This is a genomic window from Micromonospora sp. LZ34 (assembly GCF_052981855.1).
Map to the genome: position 1 here is coordinate 1 of NZ_JBRIQN010000054.1, position 17,836 is coordinate 17,836.

At 68.1% G+C, this 17,836-nt stretch carries 14 protein-coding genes and 5 pseudogenes; 13 read left to right on the forward strand and 6 right to left on the reverse strand.

The window, feature by feature from the left end:
* Positions 1-275: 275 nt before the first annotated feature.
* From ACVCAH_RS32435 to ACVCAH_RS32445, 3 genes and pseudogenes are all read left to right on the forward strand, one after another.
* Positions 276-431: pseudogene (locus tag ACVCAH_RS32435) on the forward strand (aldo/keto reductase); the annotation flags it as partial.
* A gap of 740 nt (positions 432-1,171) precedes the next feature.
* A pseudogene (locus tag ACVCAH_RS32440) lies at positions 1,172-2,289 on the forward strand (IS630 family transposase).
* Positions 2,286-2,864 carry a hypothetical protein gene (locus ACVCAH_RS32445; RefSeq protein ID WP_447140057.1) on the forward strand — a complete coding sequence of 193 codons (579 nt, stop codon included), beginning with the start codon at positions 2,286-2,288 and terminating at the stop codon, positions 2,862-2,864. The pseudogene ACVCAH_RS32440 and the gene ACVCAH_RS32445 overlap by 4 nt, the downstream one beginning before the upstream one ends.
* 210 nt (positions 2,865-3,074) lie before the next feature.
* Here the strand turns inward: ACVCAH_RS32445 and ACVCAH_RS32450 are convergent, their stop codons facing one another.
* Positions 3,075-4,418: a hypothetical protein gene (locus tag ACVCAH_RS32450; RefSeq protein ID WP_447140058.1), complete on the reverse strand. Its 1,344-nt coding sequence runs from the start codon at positions 4,416-4,418 to the stop codon at positions 3,075-3,077.
* Between the two features lie 645 nt (positions 4,419-5,063).
* Here ACVCAH_RS32450 and ACVCAH_RS32455 point away from each other — a divergent pair.
* The gene (locus ACVCAH_RS32455) at positions 5,064-5,327 is read left to right on the forward strand and encodes a hypothetical protein (RefSeq protein ID WP_447140059.1); all 264 of its coding nucleotides are present in this window, start codon (positions 5,064-5,066) and stop codon (positions 5,325-5,327) included.
* Between the two features lie 587 nt (positions 5,328-5,914).
* On the opposite strand, the pseudogene ACVCAH_RS32460 reads toward ACVCAH_RS32455, so the two are convergent.
* A pseudogene (locus ACVCAH_RS32460) lies at positions 5,915-6,550 on the reverse strand (transposase); the annotation flags it as partial.
* A 31-nt stretch (positions 6,551-6,581) separates the two neighbouring features.
* Positions 6,582-6,746, reverse strand: a pseudogene (locus tag ACVCAH_RS32465) (type I methionyl aminopeptidase); the annotation flags it as partial.
* 35 nt (positions 6,747-6,781) lie between these two features.
* Between ACVCAH_RS32465 and ACVCAH_RS32470 the strand changes: the two are divergent.
* The 6 genes from ACVCAH_RS32470 to ACVCAH_RS32495 all read left to right on the forward strand — a co-directional run bounded on the left by ACVCAH_RS32470 (position 6,782) and on the right by ACVCAH_RS32495 (position 11,731).
* On the forward strand, positions 6,782-7,006 hold the full coding sequence (locus tag ACVCAH_RS32470) for a hypothetical protein (protein WP_447140060.1): 225 nt from the start codon (positions 6,782-6,784) through the stop codon (positions 7,004-7,006).
* A gap of 555 nt (positions 7,007-7,561) precedes the next feature.
* A complete protein-coding gene (locus ACVCAH_RS32475; protein WP_447140061.1) occupies positions 7,562-8,428 on the forward strand; it encodes an ABC transporter permease in 867 nt (288 codons plus the stop codon).
* A gap of 15 nt (positions 8,429-8,443) precedes the next feature.
* Entirely contained in the window at positions 8,444-9,472 is a 1,029-nt protein-coding gene (locus tag ACVCAH_RS32480) for a taurine ABC transporter substrate-binding protein (protein WP_447140062.1), read from the forward strand.
* Positions 9,459-10,226 (forward strand): ABC transporter ATP-binding protein, encoded by a 768-nt coding sequence (locus ACVCAH_RS32485; RefSeq protein ID WP_447140063.1) that lies wholly within the window; start codon positions 9,459-9,461, stop codon positions 10,224-10,226. The genes ACVCAH_RS32480 and ACVCAH_RS32485 overlap by 14 nt, the downstream gene beginning before the upstream one ends.
* 43 nt (positions 10,227-10,269) lie before the next feature.
* Positions 10,270-11,133, forward strand: coding sequence for a TauD/TfdA dioxygenase family protein (locus tag ACVCAH_RS32490; protein ID WP_447140064.1), 864 nt, complete (start codon positions 10,270-10,272; stop codon positions 11,131-11,133).
* 430 nt (positions 11,134-11,563) lie between these two features.
* Entirely contained in the window at positions 11,564-11,731 is a 168-nt protein-coding gene (locus tag ACVCAH_RS32495) for an IS3 family transposase (RefSeq protein WP_447140065.1), read from the forward strand.
* A gap of 236 nt (positions 11,732-11,967) precedes the next feature.
* Here ACVCAH_RS32495 and ACVCAH_RS32500 read toward each other — a convergent pair whose 3' ends face one another.
* Together ACVCAH_RS32500 and ACVCAH_RS32505 are read right to left on the reverse strand one after the other, a co-directional pair.
* Positions 11,968-13,218: an MFS transporter gene (locus ACVCAH_RS32500; protein ID WP_447140066.1), complete on the reverse strand. Its 1,251-nt coding sequence runs from the start codon at positions 13,216-13,218 to the stop codon at positions 11,968-11,970.
* 93 nt (positions 13,219-13,311) lie between these two features.
* On the reverse strand, positions 13,312-13,908 hold the full coding sequence (locus ACVCAH_RS32505; RefSeq protein ID WP_447140067.1) for a TetR/AcrR family transcriptional regulator: 597 nt from the start codon (positions 13,906-13,908) through the stop codon (positions 13,312-13,314).
* A 954-nt stretch (positions 13,909-14,862) separates the two neighbouring features.
* Here ACVCAH_RS32505 and ACVCAH_RS32510 point away from each other — a divergent pair.
* The 3 genes from ACVCAH_RS32510 (at position 14,863) to ACVCAH_RS32520 (ending at position 17,152) form a co-directional block, all read left to right on the forward strand.
* A complete protein-coding gene (locus ACVCAH_RS32510; protein WP_447140068.1) occupies positions 14,863-15,810 on the forward strand; it encodes an IS110 family transposase in 948 nt (315 codons plus the stop codon).
* 293 nt (positions 15,811-16,103) lie between these two features.
* Complete coding sequence (locus tag ACVCAH_RS32515) at positions 16,104-16,556, forward strand: IS110 family transposase (protein WP_447140069.1); 453 nt, start codon at positions 16,104-16,106, stop codon at positions 16,554-16,556.
* Between the two features lie 23 nt (positions 16,557-16,579).
* Positions 16,580-17,152, forward strand: coding sequence for a transposase (locus ACVCAH_RS32520; RefSeq protein WP_447140070.1), 573 nt, complete (start codon positions 16,580-16,582; stop codon positions 17,150-17,152).
* Positions 17,153-17,256: 104 nt separating this feature from the next.
* On the opposite strand, the pseudogene ACVCAH_RS32525 reads toward ACVCAH_RS32520, so the two are convergent.
* A pseudogene (locus ACVCAH_RS32525) lies at positions 17,257-17,724 on the reverse strand (YdeI/OmpD-associated family protein); the annotation flags it as partial.
* Positions 17,725-17,836: the final 112 nt, after the last annotated feature.

A 17,836-nucleotide genomic window follows, 5' to 3' on the forward strand; every position in this document is an offset into this window, starting at 1 on the left:
CTGGCCGATGGCGCCACCGTCGTCGAGGCGTACGGCCCGGTGCAGTGGGCGCCGGCGTTCGGGATGCTGACCGACCGCTTCGGCATCACATGGATCCTCGACGTCGCCGCCCAGTACGCCAACGCCTGATCCTCGCCCTCCGGCAACGGGGCGGGGCGCCCAGCCCGGCGGCCTCGTCCCGTTGCCAGCTCCCCGGCCTTGAGAAGGCGCCGTTCATGCGTACGGTCCCCTGGGCCCGCACCGGCATCCAGGTCCGCCCTTGCTGTCTGGGCACCATGCTGTTCGGCCCGAACGGCAACCCCGACCACGACGACTGCATCCGAATCATCCACCAAGGCCTCGACGCCGGTATCAACTTCATCGACACCGCCGACGTCTATGGCGGCGAGACAGAACGGATCGCGGGCAAGGCCCTGTGCGGCCGCCGCGACGACGTCGTGCTCGCCACCAAGGTCAACGGCCCGATGGGCACAGTTCCCAATCGCGCGGAGAATTCCGCCGCTGGATCGACTGCGGGAGGGTCGCGGCGCAGACTTCGACCGCCTGTTTACTCCCGGGACTGTTTCCGCACTGGATCACCGTCAGCGGCAGCTGCAACACCCGTGAGCAGGTCCTCAAGCGCGACGGCACCTCGGTGGTCGTGGACTGCCCACATGATGACGATGATCAGCGAGCCGCACCGCGAGCGGATCACCGCCTGACCGCCCAACCACACCTCGTCAGACGGTGGGCCCAGCGCCCGCCGGACGTCCAAGGCACGTTGGAGCCAGATCACCAATGCCCTGCGCGAGGTCAACACCGCACCCACCGCCGACGCAGCTGAACGGTGCTTCGCCGATTCGAGCAGACGTGGAGCGGCAAAGTATCCGGCAAAGTAGCCGGCGATCATCAGGCTGTGGTGCTCGAGCCGGGAGCAGTTCATCCCGTTCCTGACTTTCCCCAACCGAGATCCGTTGGATCGTGTACAGGAGGAGGAACGAAGGTGCATCAACGCGAGGCTGCGCGACCTGTCGCAGGCGAACGATCGACGCCGAGTTGCGGGACGATCAGTGCTTCGGACGCGGTGGGACGCGCCCTGTGCTAGTGCTCTGACCACAAACGTTCGCGGTGTTGGTGACACGCCGGGCTTGGGTGGCGGGTCGGGCTGGGGTTGCGGCGTCAGGCTGTCGGGGTGGCAGAGCCGGTTCGGGTACGTCGATTAAGTGATCAAGAGGGGCAGCGGCTGCAGCGGCTGGTGCGTCGGGGCACGGGCTCGGCCGTGCGGCTGCGGCGGGCGATGGTCGTGCTCGCGTCGGCTGGTGGGAACAGCGTGCCGGTCATCGCCCGGCTGGTGCAGGCCGATGAGGACTCCGTCCGGCAGGTGATCCACCGGTTCAACGAGATGGGCATGGCCAGCCTGGACCCTCAGTGGGCGGGTGGCCGTCCCCGCCGGATCAGTAGCGACGACGAGACGTTCATCGTCGCGACGGCCAACACCCGTCCCGCGAAGCTGGGGCGGCCGTTCACCTGCTGGAGCGTGCGCAAGCTCGCCGAGTACCTGGCCCACAACCCGGAGCGACGGGTGGTCGTCGGCCGGGAGCGGCTGCGGCAACTACTGCGCAAACACGAGATCACCTTCCAGCGCACCAAGACGTGGAAGGAGTCCACCGACCCCGACCGCGAGGCGAAGCTGGCCCGCATCGAGCACGTGATCGAACAGTTCCCGCACCGTACTTCGCCTTCGACGAGTTCGGGCCGCTCACGGTCCGGCCGCATGGCGGCGCGGGCTGGGCGCCGAAGGGCCGTCCGCGCAGGCTGCCGGCGAACTACCACAAGCTGCACGGTGTGCGGCATTTCCATGGCTGCTACTCGATCGGCGACGACCAGTTGTGGGGCGTCATCCGCACCCGCAAGTCCGCGGCGAACACCCTGGCCGCGTTGAAGTCGATCCGGGCAGCCCGCCCGGACGGCGCACCGATCTACGTCATCCTGGACAACCTGTCGGCCCATAAGGGGTTCAAGATCCGGCACTGGGCGGTGCGGAACAAGGTCGAGCTGTGCTTCACCCCGACCTACGCCTCCTGGGCAAACCCGATCGAGGCGCACTTCGGGCCGCTACGCACCTTCGTCATCGCCGGCTCCGATCACCCCAACCACGCCGTCCTGGCCCGCAACCTGCACGCCTACCTGCGCTGGCGCAACGCCAACGCCCGCCACCCCGACGTCCTGACCGCCCAACGCCGCCACCGCGCCAAAATCCGCAGCGAACGACAACGCCGCTGGGGCCAGCCCGCCACCCGAGCCGCATGACCAACCCGGCCAACGTTTGTGGTCAAAGCACTAGAGGATGCCGAACGGGGGAGGCCCCAGCCGTCGCCTCGGAGACCCTCGCCGCGATCACCGCGATCGCCGGAACCATGTGCGGCGGCCATGTGCCCCTGCTCAAGACGGGCGGTCTCGGCGTACGCGAGCTTCGTCGGATCGCCAAGTCGTCCGGCCAGGACGAGGACCCTGCCCGCCTGACCATCGAACTGCTCACCGCGGGTGGCCTCACCGAGGCCTCGGACAACGGTCTGGCTCTCTCGATGGCCTACGACGAGTTCGCCGCCGCCGAACCCGCGGATCAACTGCTGTACATCGTCGGCACCTGGCTGACTATGCCCGCGTGCCCGCTCGCCCTGGCCGACTCCACCGCGGTCTCCTCCCGTGCCCTCTACTGCGACGAGGATGAGGAGATGATTTTGACGCCGGGCGCTGCGCGTTCCACGTGCGGCGCGGAAAGAGTCCTCGTCCTTCGGGGTGATGGAGGAAGTCAAGGCAGGTGCGCTGATCGGGTTTCGCTGGGATGCCCGCCGGCTCCCGTCGGATCCGACGTCGGCCGATGACGTCACGTCTCCCGGTCCAAGGCGCTTCCGGCGCCGGATCGCTGGTGCTGCTGCCCAGGGCTGCCGGGCAGGTGAGCATCGTCTACGCGGTGGCCTCGCTGCGGTTCCGACCGTGGTCCAGGGCGCCGCCCGGCGCCGTCGGGCCGCAGCAGCAGGGTAGCCGCCTCCCGGTGACGTGGTGTTGGTCGATGACCCGGCCGCCTCATCGCGCTACCGCCGCGGTTGACGGACGACGGTCCGGCCATCGGCGGCGGTGATGTTGACGCCGTTGAGGTCCGGTCCCTGGCCTTGGATGCGGACCGCATCGGAGCCGCTCCCGTCTGCGTGGATGCCGCCGGCTGCGATCAGGCGGCCCAGTTCGCCGTCCACGTCCACGGTGACGAGGTTGTCGCCGCGGGTGGCGATCCGGCCGCCGACCGTGGCTTGGCCGATACTTCCGCCGGACTTGATGCTCAGGGCGATGGCTGTCAGCTGGGTCTGGACTCCCTGGACCAGGCTGGTGCCGGTGCCGCCGCCGGTGGTCAGGTCGCCGCGTACCTCCAGTACCGGTAGCTGTCTGCTGACCTGAATGCCGATCGCGCCGTTCCCGGTGGTGGCGATGCTGTCGAACGACGCGTGTCGCAGTGAGCCAGCGTAGAGGTTGAAACCGCGTGCTCCGGTGCCGTGGGTGACGACCGGCGCCCGCACGTCGAGGCGGTCGAGGTCGGCGAAATTGACGAACCCGATTCCGCTGGGCCCGTACGATGTTATCGGAGCGACCGCCTCCCAGTGGCGCACGCTGCCCCAGTTGTCCAGCACCATGTCGTTCGGGCCGTACGTGGTGACCGCGCCGGCGTTGAGCACATGCTCGACCACCGCGCCGGAGATGACGAAGACTCCGCCACTGATCAGGTCAGGAGTGTCGTCCGGGATGCCGCCGTCGACGTGGATCTCTCCCGTCCGCAACGTCGTCACTCGGACCGTGCCGCCATCCGAGGCTCCGGTCCAGTCGCCATGCCCGCCGACGAACACGCCGCTGCCGCGCACCGGGTGCTGCGCCCTGCCGATGGTCAGGTCGAGCAGCTCAGCGGTGATTTCCGCGGCCGGGTCGGGCTGCTGGTTCCAGAGCGTGAAGCCGCCCTGTAACGCGTCGACGCCGAAGCCATGCGGACGATCGACCCGACCCCGCACATCGGCGGCCTCCACCGCGAGCCCGTCCACGTGAATGTGCCCGGATCGCACGGCGTCACGGGCCACGAGCAGCACCTGCCCGCTGGTACGGACGCCGGCCAGCCGCACCGTACCGAGATCGGCGATCGAGGTGTCGTTGACTATCGCAGCCTCGTGCTCCGGGACCCGGATTGTGACGTCCTCCAACACATTGTCCCGGGTCAGCCGAACGCCCTTGCCGCCGAACTCCAGCGTGCCGCCACACAACCGCACGCCGGGCGAGAGCGTGATCATCGGCATTCCGCGCACCTGGCCGTCGACCTGGATGGTCGGTATCCGCTGCTGGATCGCCTCCATCAGTTGCGCGGCCGTTGTCACCCGCGTCGATTCGCTCACCGCGACCACTGAAATCCGCCTCCGTTCCCGAGGTGCGCCGGCGGCCTGGTGCTGGTGCGCGCCGAAGACCAGGCACGAGCCTACGTAACAAGACAATCATATCGGGGTGGAACGGGCAAATTGGCATGCTCAGCACTATCACCCAAAACCTCCCTCGATGGACCGCCCGCTGACGCCATCTGCACCTACCCGGCACCTGCCCCGCCCAGACGCGCTTCTTCCCGCACTGAACCGCACCCGCGGGCTTGCCCGCGCCGGTTAGCTGACCACGCCAACCCGACCACCACGACCAAGACCACGGAGCAAGCCGGGCAGGCTGGCCAGCCTGACCTGCCCGCCACCCCTACCAATTAACAGCGGTCAATAAACATGGGTCAACGCGCCCCTTCACCAACCACCGGTGGATTCAGGCTGAGGCGGGCAGCGACTCTTGGCGTGCCGTTGTCGCGTCGCGCCGGAGAGTCACCGGTCAGACAGCCCAGACGGGCAGTGGGACGGGGATGCCGTCGGGACCGCCCGAGGCTACGGCGTCCTCGGTCATGACGAGCAACTCACGAGACTGGCGAAGTGAAGACGTGCGCCGCTCCCGGAGCCGGTCAACGAGGTCGCTGGCGTGAGTACGCGCGTACGCCACCGGGACTGTCGCCACAGCCCGTGCCGCGCACCTGGCCCGGACCATCAGGCAACCTGCCCACCCGAGACCGGCATTGCATGGTGGGTCGCCTCGTCGTCGTGGTCGGTGTCGGCGCGGCGCAGATCGATAAGGCGGGCATCGTCCTGGCGTGGCCATCCGTGTCCCCGTTGGCCGAAGTCCGGCGACAGGATCAGGGCGACGGCGATCTGGTCGGCGGTGGGGACGCCGTGGTCATGGAGCCATCCGGGGAGCCGGTCGTCGCGGGTGGTGATGCTGGCCTGTAGCCGCAGAAGCGGATCCGCAGCGGGTAGCGGTTACGCATGAGCGACCCCTGGGGGAAGACCTCAGACGCGAGGTCCGTCTGAAGCGGTGTCAAGCTGGCGAGAGTGGCCCTGACCTGCGCCGTGAGCATGGAAGGGGTCAGATTGGAGTGGGTGGATCCCCTTCGGAGGTTGCCCGGCCACCGTTGGGCGTCGGTGGCCGGGCGCTCGATCAGCTCTCCGAGGTCTCGCCGGTGGCGATCAGGGTTAGGGGACAGGGTCAGACGTGCCGTCGTTTGCTGACGCCGTCGGCCTCAACAGGCGCAGCTGCACACCCGGAGGAAGTCGACGAAGCGACGCCGGATCAGACGCGTGCTCCGATTCATGGTGGGACGGTAGCCCGCCGCTCATCGTCTAGTCAGCAGAGCTGTGGCCACGCTCACCTATGTTTGCCATAGGCTAGGAGGGTTATCGTCCCCGCGCCCGCCCTCACCCGCGACGGAGAACTCATGCCCGCGGACCTCGACGGCGCCTGGGCACACCACCGCCACCAGGGGTCGCGCCGTTCCGCCTCGGAGGGCGTCAGACGCCAGGGATGCCTGGAAGAGCGCAAGAGCCAGTTGGGCGGCTGCGGTGAGGGTGACGTGGCGGTGCCAGCCGATCCAGGAGCGGCCTTCGAAGTGGTCGAGTCCGAGGGCGGTCTTGAGTTCGCGGTAGTCGTGCTCGACGCGCCAGCGGCTTTTGGCCAGGTGGACCAGTTCGGTCAGTGGCGTGTCGGCGGGTAGGTCGGACAGCCAGTAGTCGGTGGGTTCGTCCTGGTCGGGGGGCATTGCACGAGTAGGCAGCATTCGGGCAGGACGCCGTCGTCGCCGCGGTGGGGTCCGCGTTAGATGGCCCGGCCGGCGGGTCGCACTCGCAGGGCGAGGAAGTGCCCGGCCAGTTCGCTGGCGGGCCGGTGCGGGGCGGGGTCGCGTGCGGGCAGCCGGGCCCGCCAGCGCACCAGACGTGTCGCGTCGGCGCCATAGGCGAGGGCCAGGTCCTTCAGGCTGCGGGCCGGCTGCGGGTACTTCGGTGTGGGATGGGGGCCGACTCCGGGCGCAGACCCCACTCGGCCAACTCGTCGCAGGTGTCGTCCCAGGACGCCGGCACGAACAGCCGCCAGTTCAGCACCGCAGAGGCCGGCGTCGGTCGCCGTGGACACTGACGGCGATCTGGCAGTTGGCGACCTTGCCGAGCGTGCCGGAATACCCTGAGTCACGCCCCAAGGCGGGTAGTGGGTCAGGAGGCTGTGGCGGGCTTTTTGGTGGGATCGGCCGAGGTGGCGCCGTGAGTGGGGCGGCGGGTCAGGACCTGGGGGCCGGAAGCCGTGATGGCGACTGTGTGTTCGGAGTGGGCGGTGCGGGAGCCGTCGGCGGAGCGGATCGTCCAGCCGTCGTTGTCGAACTATCAGCGCGGCCCTTCGGGATGAGCTGACCCAGTTGGCCGAGTGGTACGACACATCACTGCACTGGGACTATCCGTCTGACCCAGGGCCTTGGCGCGAGCCGGAGTGCCAGGCCTTCAACGCGGCCGTTCGGCGGGCGCTCGACCAGCTGCGCGCCGAGCTCGGTGACCGGTGGGTGATCGCGGACGAATTCGAGGAGGTGCACGAGGATCCGGACCTCGATCGGGACCTCGCCGACCCGGTCGGCTTCCGGCGATGATCTGTGTCGGCCGCAGCAGCAGTCCACTGTGGGGGTGAAGCACCTGGTGGGACGCGACTGTACGATAACCCTCCTAACCTATGGGAAATATGCGTGAGCGCGGTCACATTTCTGGTGACTGGACGAGAAGTTGGTGGCTACCGTTACGGTCATGAACCGGAGCACGCGTCTGATTCGGCGCCGCTTCGTCGACTTCCTCCGGGTGTGCAGCAGCGCCTGTTGAGGCCGGCGGCGCCAGCAAGCCACTGCGCCTGACGCCTGCCTACATTGCGGGAACGCCAGCGCCGCGCCCCGATCGGCGGCAGCCCGTACTGCCGCGAGGGGAAGCCCTCCCTCCGTGTATTAGCAGAGCCTCGGTGCCGGCCGTCGCCACCCGCCCCCATGAAGGCGCGACCGACCGGCGCTGCGCCCTGTCGCCCTATCCCCGTCGTCCCGGCATCACGTCCGGTGGCGCGTTCGGCCGCCCACCCATCGTCGACCCCAAGGACCCGACATGATCCTCGTCCACAGCCGCCTGCGCCGGCTGCTGCCAGGCCGGCCCACCTGGGGTGAGTCGTGACCACCTCCATTGACCTTCCTGAGGCGACGACACCCACGGTGCCGGCAGGTCCGGAACGGGTAGCGCCGTCCCGTGGTTCCGGGCTGCGCCGTCGCGTCCTGCTCCGGGTTCTGGCGCTCATCGTTCTGACTGTTCTGTGGGAACTCACCGCCCGCGTCCTGCGGAATCCAACTTTTATCCCACCGCCGGTCGCGGTGTGGCACCAGTTGATCCAGACCTCCACGGTGCATGGGGGGATTCGCGGCTACAGCGGCCACCTGCTCGTCGAGCACCTGGGCGTCAGCCTGAGGCGGATCCTCATCGGCTCCGCAATCGGCGTCGCTGGCGGTCTGCTGCTCGGCCTGGTGCTCGGCACGGTGTCCGGGATCCGGGTCGTGGTCGAGCCGGTGGTCACGTTCATTCGAGCGTTGCCGCCGCTGGCCTACTTCAGTCTCTTCATCATCTGGTTCGGCATCGATGAGACGCCGAAGCTGTGGCTGCTCGCGATCGCCGCGTTGCCTCCCGTCGCTGTGGCCACGGCCGCGGCGGTGCACGCCGCGCCCGTCGGTCTGATCGAGGCAGTCCGGGCGCTGGGCGCCAGCCGCTGGGCGGCGATCCGTGACGTCGTGCTACCGAGCGCATTGCCGGAGATCTTCACCGGCATCCGGCTCGCCGTCGGTGTGGCCTACTCCTCGGTGGTGGCGGCCGAAACCATCAACGGTGTTCCAGGCATCGGCGGCATGATCCGCGACGCCCAGCGCTATTCCCAGACCGACGTGGTCGTCCTCGGCCTCTTCGCCATCGGCCTGTCCGGCCTGCTGATCGACGCCCTGCTGCGGGCGGCCGAGAACCTGCTCATCCCTTGGCGGGGATACACCGCCTGACCCAGAAGGACCATTGTGAAGAAACTTCTCCCCATCCTCGCCGTCGCACTGCTCGCCGCGACGACCGGCTGCGGCAACGGTGCCGCCAGCGGAAACGCCGATCCTGCCAAGAAAACCATCCGGATCGCCTACCAGGCCTTTCCCAGCGGCGACCTGATCGTCAAGAACCAGCGCCTGCTGGAAAAGTCGCTCCCCGACTACGAGATCACCTGGACCAAGTTTGACTCCGGCGCGAGCATCAACACGGCCTTCGTCGCCAAGAGCATCGACATCGCGGCCATCGGGTCCAGCCCGGTGGCGCGGGGACTTTCGGCGCCGCTACACATCCCGTACCAGGTGGCGTTCGTGCTGGACGTGGCCGGCGACAACGAGGCCCTGGTGGCCCGCAACACCTCCGGCGTCACATCGGTGGAAGGGTTGCGTGGCAAGAAGATCGGCACCGCCTTCGCATCGACCTCGCACTACAGCCTGCTAGCCGCGCTCGACCGGGCCGGGATCAAGGAGTCCGAGGTGACGCTGGTCGACCTCGAGCCGCAGGACATTGTCGCCGCATGGAGCCGAGGTGACCTGGACGCCGCATACACCTGGTTGCCATCCCTCGACGATCTGAAGAAAGACGGGCGGGTCCTGGTCAGCAGTCGCGAGTTGGCGGCCGCGGGCAAGCCGACCCTCGATCTGGGCGTGGTCTCCACCGCATTCGCTGAAGCGCACCCCGAAGCGGTGGACGCCTGGCGTAAGGCGGAGGCCCAAGCCCTCGACCTCATCGCCGCCGAGCCGGCCAATGCGGCGGCCGCCGTCGGCGCCGAACTCAACATCAGTCCCGCCGACGCGCAGCGGCAGCTGAGCCAGGGGGTCTTCCTGCGTCCCGCCGATCTGGTCACCGACGAGTGGCTCGGCACCGAGGCGAACGTGGGCCGGCTCGCCGAGAAACTGATCAGCGCCGCCGAGTTCCTGAAGAGCCAGCAGAAGATCGACGCGGTGCCGGACCTCGCGACGGTCCAGAAGGCGATCTACGTCAAGGGGCTGCCCGGTGCCCTCAGTTGAACCCGCCGCCGTCGCGTTGGCCGACGTCCAACACTCCTACGGCAACGTGGTCGCTGTCGGCACGATCACCCTGACCGTGCCGGCCGGCGAGTTCCTGGTGCTGGTCGGGGCCTCCGGCTGCGGCAAGAGCACGCTGCTGCGGCTCATCGCCGGCTTCGAGAAACCGACGACCGGCGCGGTGAGAACCGGCAGCACCCCACCCCGCCCGGGCCGCGGCGCCGGCATGGTGTTCCAGCAGCCACGGCTGCTGCCATGGCGGACGGTGGCCGGCAACATCGAGCTCGCCCTCCGGTACGCCGCCGTCCCGGCCCAGGCGCGCCGGACCCGAGTGGCCGAGTTGCTGGCCAGCGTGGGCCTGCACGACGTGGCCGACCGCCGGGTCTGGCAGATCTCCGGCGGGCAGCAGCAACGTGTCGCTATCGCCCGGGCGATAGCCGTGGACAACCCGCTCCTGCTGCTCGACGAGCCGTTCGCGGCCCTCGACGCGCTGACCCGCGAGCGCCTGCAGGAGGACCTGCGCCGGGTCAGCTACGAAACCGGCCGTACCTGCGTGTTCGTCACCCACAGCGTCGACGAGGCCGTCTTCCTCGGCAGCCGGATCGTCGTGCTCAGCCCTCGGCCGGGCCGCATCGTCCTGGACCTATCGGTCAACCTGCCCCGGTCCGGAATCACGCCGGACGAGTTGCGCGGCCTGCCCGAGTACGCCGCGCTGCGCGCCCAAATTGGCCACGCCGTGCGCGCGGCAGCCGCCTGACAATCCCGGGCCCCGGCCCCTTGTGTTCGATTGGAGACCACTGATGACCTCAACCCTTGTCGACCTTACGCTTGAGCCGCTGGGCCCGCACTTCGGCGCGGTGGTGCACGGCATCGACCTAGCCGACGCGAGCGACGCCGAGATCGTCGCCGTGCGCGCCGCGCTGGTCGACCGCAAGGTGCTGTTCTTCCGCCGCCAGCGGCTCGACGACGACACCCAGGTGGACCTGGGCCGCCGTATCGGCGAGCTGACCGTGTCCCACCCGGTGGTGGGAGGTGTCGACGAGGCACATCCGGAGGTGTACGCGCTGGACAGCGCGGACAACGGGTTCGCTGACGTCTGGCACACCGATGTCACCTTCATGAAGCGCCCACCGCTGGGTTCGATCCTGAGGGCGGTGACCCTGCCCCCGAGCGGCGGCGACACCAACTGGGCTGATGCGGAGCTGGCCTATAACTCCCTGGCAGCACCGGTGCGGCAGCTCATGGATCAGCTGACCGCCGTGCACGACGGCACTCGCGAGTTCGGCTACTACCTGGCGCAGCGTCGGAGCGGGCGGGGAAACGTCTGGGACGGTGACCTGGTCACCCGGCTCAACCCGGTCGAGCATCCCGTGGTCCGGGTGCACCCGGAGACCGGCCGCCGCAGCCTCTTCGTCAATCCCGGTTTCACTTCACACATCGTGGGCGTCTCCGAGCATGAGAGCCGGGCGATCCTGGATCTGCTCTACGCGCACCTGACGAAGCCTGAGCACATCGTGCGGCACCGTTGGCAGCCCGGTGACGTGGCCATGTGGGACAACCGCAGCACGGCGCACTACGCCAACCGGGACTACGGCAACCAGCGCCGCGTCATGCACCGCATCACGCTGCGGGGTGACATTCCGGTGGGACCGAGGGGACGGTGACCTGAAGCAAGGCGACGGGTGGCGGTTCGTAACCCCCACCACCCGTCGCCTTCCTCGCCCCGGCGACCCCTATGGCACCAGCATCCACCGGCGGACCTTTCGCCGGCACGACGAAACGTTGGGCGTCGAGTCGGGCCAGACACTGGGGCTCCACCGAGCACGCCGGGGCATACCTGCTCCCCGACCGCGGCAGCGCTGCGTTCAGCGTTCGGCGGTGACCTCCCGCATCAGTTCCCGACCCGATGGATCGTCCACGCTCTGCGCCTCGCAGAGACAGCGTCCGAGTCGTCAAATCAGCCTCTTTGCGCCTACCTGAAAGGACCGGCCCCGATGCCACCGTTGTCCCTGAGACTGGGTACAGCTGCTGCCGCCGCCACCCTGGGCCGCACCGCTTTCGCCGCGCCAGGCACCGGCCGCTGCTCCACCACGGTTGGCTGGATTCGGGGGTCTGTGGGGGTGTGACCGCCAGGAACTGGCCAACGCCATCTTCGAGTGGATCGAAGCGTGGTACAACCCGCGTCGACGCCACTCGAGTCTTGGCAACCTGTCCCCGATCGACTACGAACGACACCACACCCCGGCCGCAACCGCGGCCTGACCATCACACGGAAGCCGTCCGGGAAACCGGGGGGAAGCTCAAAATCGCGTTGATGACCCGAAGTCAGTCAGGCGTAGGGCCAGCCGGGCCGAGAGGACTCTCTCGTACATTCTCGCCATCAGGAGTGCAGTCGCCAGGCGCCCGCAGGACAGCCGTCTCTGCTCTACCCCTCGTCGATGACCAGCGAAGACATCTGAGGGAACAAGGCCGTTGATCAGGTTGCAGTCACACCGGCATCAGCCTTCGGCACCACGGCAGACTGCTGACGACCGACCCGCCACCGTTTCAGCGCCAGAGCCCCGTGTTCCGGCACGGTTGTCGATATAAGGGATGTCGGAGAGGGTGGCCTCTCCGGTAGCTCGTCGCGTGAGGTCTGGCAGCAGGGTGGTCAGGCCAAGGAGGGCCATGGCGGCGCCGAGCCAGAGCGGGGCGCGCAGATCCCAGGCGTCGATGACGACGGCCCCGATGGAGGAGCCGAGGATGATACCGAGAGTGATGAAGGAGGAGTGGACGGTGTTGACCAGCGGGCCGGCGTTGCCGGTGCGGTGGACGCGGGTAGCCATGGCGGGGTTCATGGTGACGCCGACGAGGCCGATGCCCATCATGCAGATGATGGCGGGAGCGGGCAGATCGGCGAAGAGGGCGAAGCCGGTGAGGAATAGCAGGTTGAGCAGGAGGCCAACGGTCAGGACGGGCAGGGTATGGCGGTCGGCGAAGCGGCCGACGATGTTGTTCCCGACTACGGTCGCGGCGCCGTAGGCGATCAGAAGTGCGGGAACCAGCGAGGTAGAGAAGCCGGTGACTTCGGTGAGGATGGGGTTGAAGTAGCTGAATGCGGAGAAGGTGGCGCCGATGATGAGCGTACTGGTGCTCAGCACCAGCCAGAGCTTGGGCTTTCTGAAAACGCCGATTTCCTCACGGAAGCCGCCGCCCTCGATGCGGTTCAGCCGGGGTACACCGGTCAGAGTGGCCACGGCGGCGATCAGGGTGAGTGCAGAGATGGTCCAGAATGCAGCGCGCCAGCCAAACCGCTCGCCGACGAGGGTGGACAGCGGCAGGCCGAGCAGGGTGCCGAGCATCAGACCGTTCATGGCGACCGCGATCGCGCGGCCGCGAACCTCGGGGCGGGTGAGCTGGGCACACAGCGAGATGCCGACGCCGAAGAATGCCTGGGAGGCGATGCCGGTGATAATCCGGGCAGCCACCATGGTGGCGTAGCCTGTCGCGGTGGCGGCCAGCACGTTGCCGGCCAGGAAGACGCCGAACAGCACCATTAGCGCCGTTCGCGGTGGCACCTTCATCACCGCAACCGTCAGGAATGGCCCGCCGGCTGCCATGGCCACTGCAAACGCGGTGATCAGGTACCCGATCTGCGGGATCGTGGCGTCCAGTCCCTCCGCCATCTGCGGCATCAGCCCGGCGACCACGAACTCACTGGTCACCATCGCGAAGATGCCGAGCGCGAGTACGTAAACGGCACGAGGCACGATCAAACTCCTCAATTAACGACGCTCACGAGAGCATAATGGACCGATTGATACAAAATTTGTCCAGCATGGATGCACGATGGTGGATGCGTGTCAGCGGGTCAGGGCGTCCATGGTGATCTCGGCGATGGATTCCAGGGCTGCCCGGTCGGCCCCGCCCTGGCTGGAAACCCGCATGCCGACGATTGCCGCATTGATGAACCGGGCCAAGGCTCCCGAATCCCGCGTCGAGGTGATGCTGCCGTCACGCTTGCCGGTGTCCAGCGCGGCGCGAAGGGCGGCTAGGCGGCGGGACGTGTCGCGCTCCAGCATCCCGGCCGCTTTTGAGTCATGCCCCGCCAGCTCGACTGTGGTGTTCACTCCCAGGCAGCCGACACTGCGTCCGCCGACCCTATTGTCCGTCTCGCCCTCGATCGCCATGCCGAGCACCTCACGGATGCGCTCGGCGCCGGTCTGTTCAACGTTCTCTAAAACAGCCAGCTGAGCACTCGTCATGAGGTCGATATAGCGGGCAAGCGCCCGCTCGAACAGGTCATGCTTGCTCTTGAACGTGTTGTAGATGCTGCTACGGCCCAGGCCGGTGGCGTCACACAAGTCTTCCGTGGAAGTGGCCTCGTAGCCCTTCTCCCAGAAGGTGCGCATCGCCGCGTCTAGGGCCCGCTCCTCGTCGAAGGTCCTCGGTCGCGCCATGCCGCAACCCTAGCATGTTTTGGATCAGTTGGTGCAATACCATGCAGTGGGATTTTCAGTGAGCGCAGGCGGCCTCGTGGTCCACGTCCACTCGCCAAAGTCATCGAGAAACCGACCGATAGGTGAGAGCTTTCGGCCAGTAGCCAGCGAGAAGCCATCGCCGAGCCCCAGTCGCAGCGCCACGGTGTCCACGACACCATTCCCGAGTAGCCGAAGGCCGACGCGGTCGCGAAGGTGCTCGCCGAGGCCGACAACGCTGTGCACGGGTTCCTGGGACCGGCACCGGTGTGAGGTCCTGCCGCAGATGCCGCCCCCACCTCTTGAGCAAGGAGCGAACATTCAAGTGTTGGTCTATGACCCAGCCGCTGCGCACCGCCTTCGGCTCGGAGAAGCGCCGGAGCCCACCGCACCGCAGCGCCGGGGTTGTTGACGGACCGAATCGGTCAATCGGCGCCGTGGCGGGTGACCGGCGCCAAATCGGTCAAGGCGTGCGTCGGCGCACGGCCGGTAGCGTCACGATCGGGCCCTGAACAGCGTGAATGCGGTTTGGGTTCTGCCACATCCGGTCCACTTCATGACGTGATCTCGCTGTTGGCCTGCGTTTTGCGGTTCGGGTGGTCGGAGGGCGCGTCCAGTAGGTGGCAGTGCGCGAACCGCAAGGACCGGCCGCGTGCTGCGGCACGCCGCTGCTCAGTGGATTACAGGTCGGCCGAGGGTCCGCTCTGTTCGCGGCTACCTATTGACTGGTGGTACGACCGCAGCCCGGCCAGGCTTGGTCGAGGTGACCGGTGGGGTCGCACTCATCGCGGCTGCCCACCGCAGGCTGGTGTGGCTCTCATCTGGCGTGCGCCCCGCGGGTCACCGCGGCGGTGAGAGGCTCAGGAGGAGACTGCCCAGATCAAGGTAGCGCTGCCCTCCCGTCGACGACCCATCGTCGGATCGAGGGAGGACACGATGGCCCAGGTCATCATCGGCGTAGGCCCGCACAAGCGTTCCGCCACCATCGAAATCATCAACGCGCGAGATAAAACGGTCGGCCAGGGCCGGTTCGGCACCGACCGCGACGGCTACCAGGCCATGCTCGCCGCCGGACGCAAGCACAAAGACCGCCTTTTGGCGGTCGAGGGCTGCAACGGCAACGGCCGGCATGTCGCTCAACGCCTGGTCGCCGACGGCGAAACCGTCGTGGACGTTCCCGCGAAGCTGTCCGCCCGGGCCCGCGTGTTCGCCACCGGCCAGGGCCGCAAAACCGACCCGGTCGATGCCCGCAGCGTCGCCGTGGTCGCCCTGCGCACCGAAGGTCTGCGGCAGGTCGTCACCGACGACACCACAGTCGCGTTACGGCTGCTCGTCGACCGCCGTGACCAACTCGGCCGGACCCGCACCGAACTGGTCTCCCGGCTGCATCACCTGCTACTCGAACTGGTGCCCGGCGGCGCGAAGAAGGACCTGTCCGCCCAGCAGGCCCGCGCCCTGCTGGGCACCGTGCGCCCACGCGACGTGGTCGGCAAGACCCGCCGCCGGCTGGCCTCCGAACTGATCGGCGAACTCGCCGTCATCGACAAGAAGATCAAAACCGCAAAACAGGAACTCACCGACCTGGTCAACAACACCGGAAGCCGGCTGATGGACCTGACCGGCATCGGACCCTCCGGCGCCGTCCGCCTGCTCGGCGACATCGCAGACATCGCCCGGTTGACCAGCCGCGCCCACTTCGCCTCATGGAACGGCACCGCACCGATCGACGCCTCGTCCGGCGACCAGAACCGACACCGGCTCTCCAGAGCCGTGCAACCGGCGCATCAACCGGGCCCTGCACATCATGGCCATCGTCCAACTGCGCCACGACACCGAAGGACGCCGCTACTACCGGCGCAGACTGGCCGCGGGCAAACCCGATGAAGGCCCTACGGGCACTGAAACGGCGCCTGTCCGACACCGTTTACCGGCAGATGGTCGCCGACGCGAAGCTGGTTAGGACGGGTCCGGGAGGACATGCGGGGGGACTCTGCAATCCAGCGCGGCCGACCCAAACCCCAAGATCGACACTTCGGAAAGTCACTTCCCGGACCCGCCATACCCCAGCCTAGAACAACCCTCGCCGCGGCCTCTTCATGGCATGAAGGAGCGGGGTCTCGCTCCTCGTGGGTCCCAAGCGGGAAGGTGCTCACGTCTCACGACGAAGGAGGCCCCTCATGCAGGCAGAGTACGACGGCCGTCAGCTCGTGGGTATTGATCTGCATCGCCGCCGTTCGGTGATCGTGCGGATGAGCGAGGCTGGCGAGAAACTCGCCACGGTGCGGATCGACAATGACCCGGTCGCGCTTGGGTTGGAGATCGCCAGGGCCGGCCGGGACCCGGAGGTGGTCCTGGAAGCCACCTACGGCTGGTACTGGGCGGCGGATGTGCTGACCGCGGCCGGCGCCCGGGTGCATCTGGCGCATCCGTCGGGAGTGAAGGGGTTCGCCTATAGGCGGGTGAAGAACGACGCCCGTGATGCCGCCGACCTGGCGGACCTGCTGCGTATGGGCAGGCTGCCGGAGGCGTATGTGGCCCCGCCGGCCGTGCGGGAGTTGCGGGAGCTGGTGCGCTATCGGGCCGAGCTGGTGGCCTGGCGCAGTGGGAGGCGTCGGTCCATGCGGTGTTAGCCAAGCAGGGTGTGCACATCGCCGTGTCGGATCTGTTCGGTGTGGGTGGACGGGAGTTGCTGTCCCGGGCGCCGCTGGACGGCGCGTATCGGGGTCGGGTGTCCTCGCTGTGCCGGCTGATCGACGCGGTGGACTTCGAGATCGACGCTCTCGCCGGGCCGATCCGGGCCAGACTCGCCGGGCATCACGGCTATACCGCGGTCCAGGCCATCTCCGGTGTCGGACCGGTCCTGGCGGCGGTGTTCGTCGCTGAGATCGGCGAGGTCGACCGCTTCCCTGGCCCGGCGCAACTAGCTTCGTGGGCCAGGCTCACCCCGTGGCACCGCAAGTCCGACCTCATCGTGCACCGCGGGCGCATCACCAAGCAGGGCTCCACGCTGGTGCGGTGGGCCGCGGTCGAGGCTGCCCGCGGCGTCCCGCGCAGCGCCGGCTGGGTGACCTCCACCGCGCCCGCATCGCCGAACGACGCGGACGCAACATCGCCACCGTCGCGGTGGCCCGCAAGCTGCTCACCCTCGTCTACTACGGCCTACGCGACGGACACATCCGTGCCCTCAGCCCGGCCCCGGCGACGGCGTGAGCAGGTTCGGACGTGACCGGACGTGAGGTCGTTCTGTGTCTGACCCCCGTCGGTTGACGGCGAGGCCGCCCGCTTGATTGACCCCGTCCGGTCACGGTCGCACATCACCAAGCCCCCGAATGTTCTGGTGAGTACGTCGAACATGGCCTGGGCGGCGGGTTCGGCGGCGATGGCGGCGAGTAGGTCGGCCGGTACCTCGGCCTTCGACGGCGGGGCGTAGGCGGTCGCCCACCGCCCCGTCCGCCTTCGCGGCTTCCACCGCGGCGCGGCCTGGGGGCATCATTCGCCCCTGCGCCTCGAGCCGGGCCACGTGGGCGAGTTGCGTTGTGACCAGGAACTGCGGGGCCTGCGAGGGGTGAACCGGATCCAGGAGGTCTCCTGATCCCGTTTACGGGCCTGCCCGTCGACCCAGCCGAAGCACAGTGCCTCGTCGACCGCCTGCTGCCAGGTCAGCGTGGTGGAGGTGCTGCCCTTCTTGGTCAGGGCGAGCCAGACGCCGGGGCGACGTGGCGTGTGGTTGGCCGACAACCACGCGCGCAGCGCCTCGGCATTCCCGACGATCAACTCATCCAGTTCGGCGCTCGCCATGACGGCAGGCTAACCCGACTCGCTGGGCTGCCGGCGCGCCGGTCGCTCGGCGGACCGTCGGGCAGGACCTCGATGCTCAGGACGATCTCGATGGCGGGCCGGCATATGGGAC